We start from the raw sequence: 13,422 nt of genomic DNA on the forward strand, positions 1-13,422 counted from the left end.
GGCCGCCCGGTTTCCCCTCGAAGACGGTAGCCGGCGCATGACCGATCTTACGCTTTCAAATCAGTCCGTCACCACCAAGCCCGCGCCGCCGAACGAGGCGACCACTTTCCGCTTTCCGATGCAGTGGATTGGCGTGGCGCCTTTCTTCATCTTTGTCCTGATGTTCCTGATCCTGCCGACGATCTATCTCGTCCTGGGCGCTTTCCAGAATGGCGACGGTCAGCTGACGCTTGATAATATACTGCAGCTGGTCAGCGATCCCTCGATCAGCGCTTCCTACTGGGTTTCGATCAAGATCAGTTTCTGGTCGGCTGTCATCGGTGCCTTTGCCGGGCTCGCGATTGCCATCGCCATCGTGCGCGGCGGGCTTCCCAACTGGACCCGCTCGGCGGCCCTGACTTTTTCGGGCGTCGCCTCGAATTTCGCCGGCCTGCCGCTGGCCTTCGCCTTCCTGGCGACCCTCGGCCGCGTCGGCATCGTCACGACGCTTCTGCGTGACGTTCTCAATGTCAACATCTACGCGATGGGCTTCAATTTCCTCACGACATCGGGTCTGATCGCGGTCTATCTGTTCTTTCAGATTCCGCTGATGGTGGTCATCATCGTGCCGGCCATCGACGGCTTGAAGAAGGAATGGGGCGAGGCCGCCGCCACGCTTGGGGCCACCCAGTCGCAGTATTGGCGCATGGTGGTCATCCCGGTCTTGTGGCCGAGCTTCCTCGGCACCGTTATCCTGTTGTTCGCCAATTCCTTCGGCGCCATCGCCACGGCTTATGCGTTTGCCGGCCCGGCACTCAACATCGTTCCCATCAAGCTCTATTCGCAGATCAATGGCGACGTGCTGCACAACCCGCAGCTCGGCTATGCCATCGCCTTCGGCATGATCGTCATCACGGGCTTGGCTAACGTCTTCTACATCTGGTTCCGGACCCGGTCCGAAAGGTGGCTCAAATGAAGTCGGGCAAATTCTGGGCCTGGGTCGTCTTCATTGTCGGCGCGGCCTATTTCTTCATTCCGCTGATGGCGACTGTCGAGTTCTCGTTGCGCATGCGCCGCGGCGTCCATTCCTTCGATGCCTACCAGATCGTGCTGGGCGACGCTCGCTTCCAGTCGACCTTCCTGTATTCGGTGGTAGCGGCCGTCTTCACCATCATCCTCGGCGTGCTGATCGTGGTGCCTGCGGCATACTGGATCCGGCTGCGCCTGCCGCAGCTCAGGCCGATCGTCGAATTCATCACGCTGTTGCCGCTGGTCATTCCGGCCATCGTCATCGTGTTCGGCTATATCAGGATGTACGGCTCGAATTCCCCGCTGCCGTTCCTGGGCAGCAATATGGGCGCCAATGCGCTGCTGGTGATCGGCTATGCGACGCTGGCTCTGCCCTACATGTATCGCGCCGTCGATACGGGGCTGCGCACCATCGATGTGCGGACATTGACCGAAGCAGCGCAGATCCTGGGCGCCGGCTGGGGCACGATCATTGGCCGGGTGATCCTGCCCAATGTCCTGATCGCCGTGCTGTCGGGCGCCTTCCTGACCTTCGCCATCGTCATCGGCGAGTTCACCATGGCGAGCCTTCTCAACCGTCCGGCCTTTGGCCCGTATCTGCAAAACGTCGGCGCCAACCGCGCCTATGAACCGGCAGCCCTTGCCATCATCGCCTTCGCCATTACCTGGGGCTGCATGTCGCTCATCCAGATCCTGTCTCGCTTCGCGCCGAAATCGGCGAACCGCCCGAATTGATCGAAAAGCACTGACCTGAGAGAAAAAGCCATGGCCGAGCCATTCCTGTCCATCCAGCATGTGCGAAAGTCCTACGGGTCCAACACCGTGGTGCAGGATTTCAGCCTCGACGTCGAGCCGGGCGAGTTCGTCTCGTTCCTGGGGCCATCCGGATGCGGCAAGACGACGGTGCTGCGTATGGTCGCCGGCTTCGAGGAGCCGTCGGCCGGCAAGATCGTCGTCGCCGGCAAGGACATCACGCGGCTGAAGCCCAACCAGCGCAATGTCGGCATGGTGTTCCAGGCCTATGCGCTGTTCCCGAACCTCACCGTGGCGCAGAACATCGCTTTCGGGTTGAAGGTTGCCGGCATGCCGAAGGCCGACGCCGACAAGCGCGTCGCCGAGATGCTCGACATGATCAGACTGCCGCAGATGGCGGACCGCTATCCCTACCAGCTCTCCGGCGGCCAGCAGCAGCGCATCGCGCTGGCGCGCGCGATCGCGCCGAAGCCGAAGCTCCTGCTGCTCGACGAGCCGCTGTCGGCGCTGGACGCCAAGGTGCGCGTGTCGCTGCGCGAGGAAATCCGCTCGATCCAGAAGAAGCTCGGCATCACCACCATCTTCGTGACCCATGACCAGGAAGAGGCGCTGTCGATCTCCGACCGCATCGCCGTCATGTATGGCGGCAAGGCCGAGCAGGTCGCGACGCCGTTCGAAATCTACAACCGGCCGGCGACCAAGTTCGTCGCCAATTTCGTCGGCACGCTGAACGTGCTCGAAGGCAAGGTCACCGACGCCGCCTCCGGCAAGGTGCAGGTCAATACGCAGGAAGTCTCGCTCAAGGGCAAGCTCAACGGCTCGAAGTCCGGCGACACGCTGTCTCTGGCGCTGCGGCCCGAGGCGATTTCGCTCGGCCGCCAGCCCGGCCGCGACTCCAGCCTGACCGGAGAGATTTCCGAAGTGCACTTCCTCGGCTCGGTTATCCGGGTCCGTGTCGGCATCGGCGGCAACACGGTGTCGCTCGACACGTTCAACAACTCCGCCACCCCGCCGCCCGCAGTCGGGGAGAAAGCCGAGATTTCGTTCTCGTCGAGCGATATGCTGGTGCTGCACTAGGTAGTCCGCTGTCGGAAGGCGCTCCCAAACGGGCGCTCCAGCCGTCGGGATTTCTCATGCTGCCGGCGGACGACACGGTCCGTGCCAGAGATGTCCCTGTTGTTCCACGACCATGACTTTGGCACTGCCAATCGCCTCGTTCGGCGGCTACGATAGAGCATGGCTCTTTTCGAACTGACGCTTATCCTCCTGTTGATTGCAGTCGCGCTGACGGCGCTGTCGCGCCGGCTGCAAGTTCCTTATCCGTCGCTGCTGGCGCTGGCGGGCGCGGGCATCGCCTTCCTGCCCGGCATGCCCACCATCGAAATCGACCCGGAACTGGCGCTGGCCCTGTTCATCGCGCCGGTGCTGCTCGACGCCGCCTATGACACCTCGTTGCGCGATCTCAATCGCAACCGGCTGCCGCTCGCCCTGCTGGCCTTGGGGGCGGTCGTTTTCACCACCGCAGCGGTTGCGCTGCTCGGCTGGAAGATGGCAGGCCTGCCGATCGCCGCGGCCGTCGCCCTTGGCGCCATCGTAGCGCCGCCCGATGCCGTCGCGGCGTCGGCCGTGCTCGGACAATTCAAGGTGCCGCATCGCATCACCACCATCCTGCAAGGCGAGAGCTTGCTCAACGATGCAACCGCGCTGCTGATCTACCGTATCGCTGTCGCCGCCGCACTCGGTCCGTTCCTGTTGAGCAGCGCCGCGCCCATGGTCGCCCTGTCGACCGTTGGTAGCCTGGTGGCCGGCTATGTACTCGGTCGGCTGTCGCTTGCCACGCTGAGCCGCATCGAGGACGCGGCCAGCGGTACCGTGGTGCAGTTCGCCGGCACGTTCGGTGTCTGGATCCTGGCGGACAGGTTGGGTCTCTCGGCGATCATCACCATCGTCGTCTACGCCATGACCATCGCACAGACCGCGCCGCGCCGAATGTCAGCAAGAAAGCGTGTCAGTTCCTATTCGGTCTGGGAGACGGCTGTGTTCGTGCTCAACGTGCTGGCCTTCGTGCTGATGGGTCTGCAGGCTCGGTCGATCGTCGGACGGCTCGCCGGTACGGGAGAGCTCGACGCATTCGTCTTTGCCGCGGCTGTGCTGGCGGTCGTCATCGTTTCGCGCCTGATCTGGGTGCTGGGCTGCGGTGCAGTCATCAGGTGGTTTGCCCGCTTTGGCGGCGCCGAGCATCAGCCGGATACGCCGTCCTTTCGCGGCGGCGTGCTCATCGGCTGGTGCGGCATGCGGGGACTGGTAACCCTTGCCGCGGCATTCGCCTTGCCGGTCGAATTTCCTGCTCGCGACCCGATCGTGCTCGCCGCCTTCACGGTCGTGCTCGGCACCCTGGTGCTGCAAGGAATGAGCCTGAAGCCGCTGCTGCGCGTCCTGAAGCTGGATCCCGACGAAACGGTCGACCGGGAGGTAGCGAAGGCGCGCGTCGTGGTCATGCAGGCCGCGCTTGATGTATTGAGCGGCAAAACCTCGAGCGCCGCAGCCGCGGTGCGCGAGCAATATGCCGCCCAGCGCAAGATCGCCAAAAATCCCGAGGATGCCCAGGCCGCGACCGAATATGACAGGCTGCGTCTCTATGCCATCAAAAGCCAGCGCGATGCCCTGGAGGAGCTGCGCCGCAACGGCACCATCGGTGACGAAGCCTATCACCGTCTGGAGGAAGAGATCGACTGGACGGAACTTGCGGCATCGCCGGCAGGCCGGTTCCAGCCGCTGACCACCGACTAGCAGATACCGCGTCTCGGCCGCTGCCCTGCTGGCCCAAGCCCCGTCCGTCCTCCTGCACATTGCAAGCGATCGGCCGAACCGTTACTGCCAACACCGAAAAGTGAGCCGGATAAGCAATGAAGCTGGTCAGCTACAACATCCAGTACGGATTCGGCAGCGACGGGCGCTACGATCTTTCGCGTGCGGCACGCCTTGTCGCTGGCGCCGACATCATCGCCTTGCAGGAGGTCGAGCGGCACTGGCAACGCAGCGATTTCGACGACCAGCCGGAGCGGCTTTCCCAATTGCTGCCTGGGTATCACTGGGTCTACGGCCCAGCCTTCGACATGGATGCCAGCGAGCTGCGCGACGGCCGCCTGGTCAATCGCCGCCGGCAGTTCGGCACCATGGTTATGTCGAAGCTGCCGATCGTCTGGTCGCGACTGCACGCGCTGCCGATGCGCCGCACGCTGCGGCCGCTCAACACCCGCAACGCCGCCCTCGAATGCATGATCCGCACGCCGGCCGGGCCGGTCAGGGTGCTGTCGCTGCATCTCGCGCACATCGCGGCGGAAGAGCGGCTGGAGCAGATCGATTATCTCATGGCCGAGCATCGCCGGGCACCATCGGAAGGCGGACCGTGGAGCGGAGCGGACGATGAACCTTCGCGTAACTGGACACATGGGGAAGTCGAGCCGGAAAATCCGCTGGCGACGATCTGGATGGGCGATTTCAACATGGAACCCGGCAGCGCCGAATATCGCCGCATTGTCGGCAGCACGCCCTATCATCGGGGCGCTGCCTATCTCGACGGCTTCGTCGATGCCGCTTCTGTCGCCAGCGAGCCGGTGGCGGATTTCCATACGCATGAGAAGATCATCGACGGCAGGCTGGCAAAGCGCCGGCTTGACCATTGCTTCGTCGGCGGCATGTTGGCCGGGCGTGTGCGTTCGGTTGGATCAGACATGGGCGAGGTGGCTTCCGACCACTTCCCGGTCCGGGTCGACATCGATCTCGAGACGCCCTTCGGCTTGGGAGGTCGATGAGCTCCCCATGACGCTTTTCGTCTTCTTCGCGGTGCTTGCCGCGGCCGCCATGCACGCGATCTGGAACGCACTGGTCAAGGTGCATCTCGACCGTTTTCTGTCGATCACGCTGATGACGCTCGGCATGGGCACTGCTGCCATCGTCGTGCTGCCATTCGTCGAGATGCCGAAGGCGGAGGTCTGGCCCTACATCATCGCTTCGGTGATCTTCCACATGGGTTATCGCACCTTCCTGATCGGCGCCTACCAGGCCGGCGATTTCGCCCAGACCTACCCGCTGGCGCGTGGCACGGCACCCCTGCTGGCCGCGATTGGCGGCATGTTCGTCGTCGCCGAAGTGCCGGCGCCGCTTGCCATCCTTGGCATCCTGCTGTTGTCGGCCGGCACGCTGGTGATGTCGTTTCGCGGGGGCGCGCATCTGGAGAAGCTGAATCTGCGCGCGGTCGGCTATGCGCTGGGCACGTCGATCTTCATCGCCAGCTACACGCTGTCCGACGGCAGCGGCGCGCGGCTGGCGGCAACGGCGCAGAGCTATGCCGCCTGGCTGTTCATCTGCGATGCATTTGGGGCGCTGGTGCTGTGCCTCGTTTTCCGAGGGCCCAAGGCGCTGCCCGTTCTGGCGCGCGACTGGAAAACGGGACTGTTCACCGGTGTGCTTTCCGGCGCCGCCTACTGGATCGTCATGTGGGCGATGACCAAGGCGCCGATCGCCTCGGTGGCGTCGCTGCGCGAGACCTCGATCCTGTTTGCCATGATGATCTCGGTCTACGCCCTCGGCGAAAAGATGACAGGCTGGCGCGGCGCCGCCGCGCTCAGCATTGTTGCGGGCGTCATCGCGTTGAGGATGGGTTGACCTCTCAGCCGAGCACCGTCATTACCTGGCCGCGCCGCTCCGGACTGAAGCGGATGACGACGATGATGCAGACGGCGACCACGCCGGCAAAAAGCGCCAGCGCATAGCCATAGCTGCCGCCGGGGGCTTCGGCGATCCCGGCCTGATATGGACCGCCATAGGAAGCGGCGAGATTGCCGGCCTGGTAGATGAAGCCGGGCAAGGTGGCGCGCACCGCACCGGGAGAAAGCTCGTTGAGGTGGACCGGGATGACGCCCCAGGCGCCCTGGACCGCGACCTGCATGACGAAGGCGCCGATGGCCAGCATGAACGGCGTTGAACTGTAGGCCCATAGCGGGATCGCCGGCAGGGCGATGATGCAGGCGAGTGTAATGGCGTTGACGCGGCCGATCTTCTCCGACAGCGCACCGAATGCCAGGCCGCCGACGATGGCGCCGATGTTGGCAACGATGGTGATCCAACTCACCGTATGCGGATCGAAGCCGTGCTGCTTCTTCAGGAAGGTCGGATAGAGATCCTGCGTGCCATGGCTGAAGAAGTTGAAGAACATCATCAGCACGACGGCATAGAGCGCGACGCCCCAGTGCTTCTGCAAGGTCTCCAGCATCCCCGGTCGAGCGGTTTTCTGTGCCTCGACGAAGGCAGGAGATTCCGGCACATGCGAGCGGATGAACAGGACGACCAGCGCCGGGACGAAGGAGAGCAGGAACATGGCGCGCCAGCCGATCGTGTAGCCGCCGATCGTCTGCTGGTAGAGCAGGCCATAGACCACCGCCGCCAGCAGGTAGCCGGCCGGATAGCCGCATTGCAGGATGCCCGAGACAATACCGCGGGCGCTCGGCGGGACGGATTCCATGGCAAGCGAGCTGCCGAGGCCCCATTCGCCGCCCATGGCGATGCCGAACAGCGCGCGCAGCGCCAGGAAGATGCCGAGATTGGGCGAGAAGGCGGCGAGCGCCCCGATCACCGAATAGCTGACGATGTTGAGCATGAGAATGGGCTTGCGCCCGTATTTGTCGGCTAGCATGCCAAAGAAGAACGCGCCGATGAAGCGCGTGGCCAAGGTCAGGAACAGTGCCTTTGAGACTGCCGGGACATCCGTCTGGAATTCAGTCGCAATATCGGTGAGCAGGAATGTCAGAAGGAAGAAATCAAAAGCATCGAGCGTCCAGCCCAGGAATGAGGCCAGGACGGTTTTCTTCTGCTCGGTAGTGAGGTTCAAGGCGTCCTCCTTTGCATCCCCCAAAGGAACGATATGTCGCCCTGTCGGCAAAAGAGAACAGCGATCGGCCGGCTTTCGAAAGGCCGGCGGTCACTTTTTCGTAAGATCGAGATCGAAGACCATCAATCCGTCCGCGCCGCCTTCGAGAGCCGCGACCAGGCGAGCGCCGGCACGCTGATGCGCCTCATGGACGAGATAGGCGTCGCGCGCCGCGGCATCGCGGAAATCGATGGTGAAGCCATAGGTGAACCCGCGCGCGAAAGGCTCTGGGCTGACATTGGTGCTGAACTGGACGGTGTCCATGCCTTCGACCACCTGTCGCAACGCCTCGAGGCCGGCGTGGATGGCCGTGCGCTCGGTCGACGACACATCGCTGCGAAATCTGGCGAAAACGCAGTGCCTGATCATTTTACCACTCCCTATGCAGCACGATTGCCGGAAAACACTGCCGGCGGCAGCGGCTCGCGGCCGAGGATCAGGTCGGCACCCTTTTCGCCGACCATGATCGTCGGCGCATTGGTGTTGGAGGAAGGCACGCGGGGCATCACCGAGGCGTCGCAGACGCGCAGGCCCTCGATGCCGCGCAGTCTCAGGTCCGGCGTCACCACCGCCATCTCATCATGGCCCATGCGGCAGGTGCCGACAGGATGGTGATCGGTCTTGGAGGTGCGGCAGGCATAGTCGATCAGCTCATCGTCGCTGGCGAGCGACGGGCCGGGCAGCACCTCGCGCAGCACGTAAGGGGCAAGCGCCTTCTGCCGCATGATCTCGCGCGCCAGCCGCAGCCCTCTCAGCGACATGTCGCGGTCATAGGGATCGGACCAGTAGTTGGGGTCGATCAGCGGGTGGTCGGAGGGATCAGCGCTTTTCAGCCGCACCGTGCCGCGCGAGCGCGGGCGCAGGAAGGCCGAGTTCAAGGTGACGCCCGGGTTTTTCAGCTTCTCGACGCCAGCCTCGATGCCGGAGCCGAGGCCCAGATGGAACTGGATATCGGGCGAGGCGGCGGTCGGGTCGGCGTACCAGAAGCCGCCGGTCTCGAACAGGCTGGACGCCACCGGCCCCTTCTTCAACAGCAGATATTGCAGGCCAGCCCAGGCCGTGCGGTGCAGCTTGGCGTAATTGTCGTAGGTGTGGTCGCCGGTGCATTCGGCGATGACGAACAGGTCGAGATGGTCCTGCATGTTGGAGCCGACGCCGGGCAGATCGTGCACCGGCGTGACGCCGACCGATTTCAGATGGTCGGCCGGGCCGATGCCCGACTGCATCAAAAGCTTAGGCGAACCGATGGCGCCGGACGAGACGATCACCTCGCGGTCGGCGCGCAGGATTTTTGTCTCGCCGCCCGGCCTGTCGACCACCTCGACGCCGATGGCGCGGCCGTTCTCGACGACGATGCGGGTGACCAGCACGTCGGTCCTGACGGTGAGGTTCTTGCGAGCGCGGATCGGCCTGAGATAGGCGACCGAGGCGGAGGAGCGCCGGGCATCCTTCTGGGTCAACTGGTAGTAGCCGACGCCTTCTTGGGCAGCGCCGTTGAAATCCGGATTGAAGGGAATGCCCATCTCCTGGCCGGCGCGGAAATAGGCTTCGCAGATCGGCAACGGCGCAATCGGGTTCGACACGCCGAGCGGGCCCTGGTCGCCGTGGAAGTCGTTGGCGTAGCGCTGGTTGTTTTCGGCCCGTTTGAAATAGGGCAGCACGTCGCGGTAGCCCCAGCCGGCCAGCCCTTCCTCCTTCTCCCAGGCGTCGTAGTCGCGCGCATTACCGCGCGTGTAGATCTGGGCGTTGATTGAGGAGCCGCCGCCGACCACCTTGGCCTGCGTGTACCAGAAGACGCGGTCGTTCATGTTTCTCTGCGGCACCGTCGACCAGCCCCAGGACGCAATGCCCTTGGTCATCTTGGCAAAGCCCGCCGGCATGTGGATATAGGGATGCCAATCCTTGCCACCGGCTTCGAGCAGCAGCACGGAGTTGGAGGGATCCTCGCTCAGCCGGTTGGCCAGCACGCAGCCGGCAGGGCCGGCGCCCACGATGATGTAGTCGGTCATTGTCTCATCCACTCACAGCCGAGGCACGGAAAGCGCGCCGTCGACATTGATGATCGAACCGGTCGAAAAGCCCAGTCTCCCGGCAGCGAGCGCGGCCACCATGGCGCCGATGTCGGAAACTTCGCCCCAGCGTTTCGCCGGCACCAGGCCGCTGTCTATCAAAGCGTCGTATTTGGCGGTCACGCCCGCCGTCATGTCGGTGCGGATAATGCCCGGCCGCAGCTCGAACACGCCGATGTTTTCCGGGGCGAGCCTGAGCGCCAGATTCTTCACCCACATCGAAAGCCCTGCCTTCGATATGCAATATTCGGAGCGTTCCGGCGAGGCCATCTCGGCGCTGACCGAGGTGATGGTGATGATCGATTTCGCTTCATCGCTGGGCTGGCGGAGCATCGCCTTGGCGACCGCCTGGCTGAGAAAGACGGTGCCCCGCAGGTTGACGCCGATCGCGCGGTCGAAATTGTCGGGTTTGAGGTCCAGCAGGTCGCCCCGCACCACGGCGCCGACGCCGGCATTGTTGACCAGGCAGTCTATGCGGCCGAATGCGCGCATGGCGGTTTCGACCAAGGCGGCGTGGCTGGAAAGATCGGCGATGTCGCAGCTGACATAGGCGAATTTGGCGCCGCGTTTGGCGACGTCTTGCGCAAGCTCGTCAGCGGGTTTCGCGGCAACATCGGCGACAAGGATGTCAAAGCCGGCATCAGCGAGTGCCTGAGCGCAGGCAAGACCAATTCCGCGCGCGCCGCCGGTGACGATGGCTGCGGGGCGGGTCATCGGATACTCATCCTTATGTCAGCGCCGCCCCTCATCGCCCTGCCGGGCACTTCTCCCCGTATAGTGACGGGGAGAAGGACGCTGTTATCGCCTGCTTCACCATGCGCCAGCATTGCAGAAAAAGCGCCGAGATTGCGGCCAGCGTGCTTCTCCCCGTTTACGGGGAGAAGGTGCCGGCAGGCGGATGAGGGGCGGCGCTGACCGATCATGCGGCGAGGTCCGTCTTGCGGATGTGCTCGGCGACGCGCAGCGCCTGGGCGGCGATCGACAGCGCCGGGTTCACGGCGGCCGAGTTCGGCAGAAAACCGGCGTCGACGACGAACAGGTTCCGGTGATCGAAGGCACGGCACAACGGATCGAGCGGCGACGTCGCCGGATCCTCTCCGATTTTCACCGTGCCGCACTGGTGCGAGGGCGTGCGTTTGTCGAAAGGGCGCGACAGCACCAGGGGATAACCGCAGGCGCGAAAATTCTCGCGCATCACCTTGGTCAGCCCGTCGAGCGACTGCATGTTGGAGCGCCGCCATTGCATGACGATGTCCTTGCCGTCGGCCATGATGCGGCTTTCGGGATCTGGCAGGTCCTCGCACATCAGGTACCAGTCGACCGCATGGCCGGCCATGAAATCGAGCGCGAATTTCGGCACTCGTTTCACATTGGCCTTGAGCATGTTGCCGTCGATCTTGCCGAGAAGCTGGACATTGCCGAGCGGTTTGCCGCCCTTGCCGTCGGAGAGGTAATAATCGTTGAGCATCAGCGTCTTCTGGTAGACGGCATCGTTCCGGCGGCGCGGATCGATCGCCAGCATGGCGCTCGAATTGTGGTTCATGAAGTTGCGGCCGACCTGGTCGGAGCGGTTGGCCAGGCCCTTGCCGCCCCCCTTGCCATTGCTGGGTGAGGGCGAGCGCAGCAGGATGACCGCTGAATTGACCGCGCCGGCCGACAGGATGACCAGTTTTGGCGACAGCTTTTTCAGCTCGCCGCTCTGGCGGTAATGAACCGCTGATACGGTTTTACCGTCCGGAGCAGTCTCGAGATATTCGACATGGGCGCCGGTTTCGAGCTTGATGTTAGGATCGTTCAGTGCCGCCGCCAGCGGTGCGGTCTGGGCGTCCATCTTTCCCTGGCCAGTGTTCGGAAAAGCGTCCCAGCCGGTCCTGCCTTCTCTGAGCCAGGTGTCGATGTCGACGCCGAGCGGCAGCGAGGCCGGATGCAGGCCCAGCCGCTTGAGCTCGGCTCGGGCACGGGCGATCGGCGCCTCGTCGGGCACAGGCTTATAGGCATAGGGGACCGAGTGGAACGGCTCGGTCGGGTCTTCGCCAAGCGCGCCGCGGACGCGAAAAAGCTGCTCTGCCCTGGAATACCAAGGCTCGAATTCGTCATAGGAAAACGGCCAGGGCGGCGAGACGCCGCCGAAGTGCTCCATGGCGGAGAAATCCTCTTTGCGGTAGCGGATCAGCACCGCGCCGAAGAATTTCGAATTGCCGCCGACATAGTAGTAATTGCCCGGATTGAAGGACGCGCCACCGGCCTCGCGCCACATCTCCTTCGGCCGGTAATGGCCGTCGACGAAGATCGAGCGCGTGTCGCGCGCATGCGGCGTTGCCGGCAACGGCTCACCGCGTTCCAGTATCAGGATCGAGGCGCCACTGCCGGCTAAGCCGGAGGCGATCGTGGCGCCGCCGATGCCGGAGCCGATGATGACGATATCCGGGTTTGTCATGGCCTAAAGCGCGCCGCTTTTGAATGGACACATGCGACGCGCTTTAGGTCTATTGTCTTGATGCATGTCGTTGCCCCAAAACCGGACCCACTTTTGGGCGACGCGCATTAGCGAATACGGCTCTGGGTCGCCGGATCGAAGAACACCGCCTTGGTCAGGTTGAAGGCGAGCGGCGTGTTGGTGCCGGGCTGGATGTTGGCATCTGCGCGCAGCCGCGCCACCACGCCTTTACCGCCGAGGTTGGTGACGGCGAAGGTATCGGAACCGGCCGGCTCCACAACCTCGATATGGCAATCGGCGGTGGCGATTTGCGAGGCGTTGCGCTCGGCGCCTTCCGGATCGGTGAGCGCCTCCGGACGAACGCCGAAGATGACCGGCTTGCCCTTGAACGCCGACAATCCGGCGGGGGCATTGGCCATCGGCAGAGTGATCGGCTGGCGTGCCTCGCGATCGAGCACGACGGCCAGGTCGCCGCCATTGCCGTCGATGGTCGCCGGGATCAGGTTCATCGCCGGCGAACCCATGAAGTCGGCGACGAAGACATTGCTGGGGTTGTTATAGATCTCGGCCGGCGTGCCGAATTGCTGCACCTCGCCATCGCGCATGACGGCGATCTTGGTCGCCAGCGTCATCGCCTCGATCTGGTCGTGGGTGACATAGACGATGGTTGTGCCGGTGGTGGCATGCAGGCGCTTGATCTCGATGCGCATGTCGACGCGCAGCTTGGCGTCGAGGTTGGACAGCGGCTCGTCGAACAGGAACAGCTTGGGGTCGCGCACCAGCGCCCGGCCCATGGCGACGCGCTGGCGCTGGCCGCCCGAAAGCTGGCTTGGCTTGCGGTTCAGCAGATGGCCGATCTGCAGCACCTTGGCCACCTTGTCGATCGCCTTTTGGCGTTCGTCGGCCGGCACGCCGCGCATCTCCATGCCGAAGGAGATGTTCCCGGCGACCGTCATGTTCGGGTAGAGCGCGTAGCTCTGAAACACCATGGCGATGTCGCGCTTGGACGGGTGCAGATCTGTGATGGTGCGGCCATCGACGCGGATATCGCCGGAGGTGATCGTCTCCAGTCCGGCGATGGTGTTGAGCAAGGTGGACTTGCCGCAGCCGGAAGGACCGACCAGCACCAGGAAGCCGCCCTTTTCCAGTTCGAGATTGATCCCCTTCAGGATCTCGACCTGGCCGAAACGCTTCCTCAGACCATCAATTTCCAGAAAAGCCATTGG

12 protein-coding genes are annotated in these 13,422 nt (G+C 63.7%); 6 read left to right on the forward strand and 6 right to left on the reverse strand.

What is annotated here, in order from left to right; genetic code table 11:
• Positions 1–37 precede the first annotated feature (37 nt).
• From MESAU_RS09385 to MESAU_RS09410, 6 genes are all read left to right on the forward strand, one after another.
• Complete coding sequence (locus MESAU_RS09385) at positions 38–955, forward strand: ABC transporter permease (protein WP_015315810.1); 918 nt, start codon at positions 38–40, stop codon at positions 953–955.
• Positions 952–1,743 (forward strand): ABC transporter permease, encoded by a 792-nt coding sequence (locus MESAU_RS09390; RefSeq protein WP_015315811.1) that lies wholly within the window; start codon positions 952–954, stop codon positions 1,741–1,743. The genes MESAU_RS09385 and MESAU_RS09390 overlap by 4 nt, the downstream gene beginning before the upstream one ends.
• Before the next feature lie 30 nt (positions 1,744–1,773).
• On the forward strand, positions 1,774–2,838 hold the full coding sequence (locus MESAU_RS09395; protein ID WP_015315812.1) for an ABC transporter ATP-binding protein: 1,065 nt from the start codon (positions 1,774–1,776) through the stop codon (positions 2,836–2,838).
• Between the two features lie 159 nt (positions 2,839–2,997).
• The gene (locus tag MESAU_RS09400; protein ID WP_015315813.1) at positions 2,998–4,551 is read left to right on the forward strand and encodes a cation:proton antiporter; all 1,554 of its coding nucleotides are present in this window, start codon (positions 2,998–3,000) and stop codon (positions 4,549–4,551) included.
• A 116-nt stretch (positions 4,552–4,667) separates the two neighbouring features.
• The gene (locus MESAU_RS09405) at positions 4,668–5,576 is read left to right on the forward strand and encodes an endonuclease/exonuclease/phosphatase family protein (protein WP_015315814.1); all 909 of its coding nucleotides are present in this window, start codon (positions 4,668–4,670) and stop codon (positions 5,574–5,576) included.
• 7 nt (positions 5,577–5,583) lie between these two features.
• A complete protein-coding gene (locus MESAU_RS09410) occupies positions 5,584–6,429 on the forward strand; it encodes an EamA family transporter (protein WP_015315815.1) in 846 nt (281 codons plus the stop codon).
• A gap of 4 nt (positions 6,430–6,433) precedes the next feature.
• Here MESAU_RS09410 and MESAU_RS09415 read toward each other — a convergent pair whose 3' ends face one another.
• The 6 genes from MESAU_RS09415 to MESAU_RS09440 form a co-directional block, all read right to left on the reverse strand.
• Positions 6,434–7,651 (reverse strand): MFS transporter, encoded by a 1,218-nt coding sequence (locus MESAU_RS09415; RefSeq protein WP_015315816.1) that lies wholly within the window; start codon positions 7,649–7,651, stop codon positions 6,434–6,436.
• Positions 7,652–7,741: 90 nt separating this feature from the next.
• Positions 7,742–8,059 carry a Dabb family protein gene (locus tag MESAU_RS09420; protein WP_015315817.1) on the reverse strand — a complete coding sequence of 106 codons (318 nt, stop codon included), beginning with the start codon at positions 8,057–8,059 and terminating at the stop codon, positions 7,742–7,744.
• A gap of 11 nt (positions 8,060–8,070) precedes the next feature.
• Positions 8,071–9,699 (reverse strand): GMC family oxidoreductase, encoded by a 1,629-nt coding sequence (locus tag MESAU_RS09425; RefSeq protein ID WP_015315818.1) that lies wholly within the window; start codon positions 9,697–9,699, stop codon positions 8,071–8,073.
• Positions 9,700–9,711: 12 nt separating this feature from the next.
• Positions 9,712–10,473, reverse strand: coding sequence for a 3-ketoacyl-ACP reductase (locus tag MESAU_RS30910; protein ID WP_015315819.1), 762 nt, complete (start codon positions 10,471–10,473; stop codon positions 9,712–9,714).
• A gap of 205 nt (positions 10,474–10,678) precedes the next feature.
• Entirely contained in the window at positions 10,679–12,196 is a 1,518-nt protein-coding gene (locus tag MESAU_RS09435; RefSeq protein WP_015315820.1) for an FAD-dependent oxidoreductase, read from the reverse strand.
• A 107-nt stretch (positions 12,197–12,303) separates the two neighbouring features.
• On the reverse strand, positions 12,304–13,419 hold the full coding sequence (locus MESAU_RS09440; RefSeq protein ID WP_015315821.1) for an ABC transporter ATP-binding protein: 1,116 nt from the start codon (positions 13,417–13,419) through the stop codon (positions 12,304–12,306).
• Between the last annotated feature and the right edge of the window lie 3 nt (positions 13,420–13,422).

The organism is Mesorhizobium australicum WSM2073, assembly GCF_000230995.2.
Taxonomy (GTDB): Bacteria; Pseudomonadota; Alphaproteobacteria; order Rhizobiales; family Rhizobiaceae; genus Mesorhizobium; species Mesorhizobium australicum.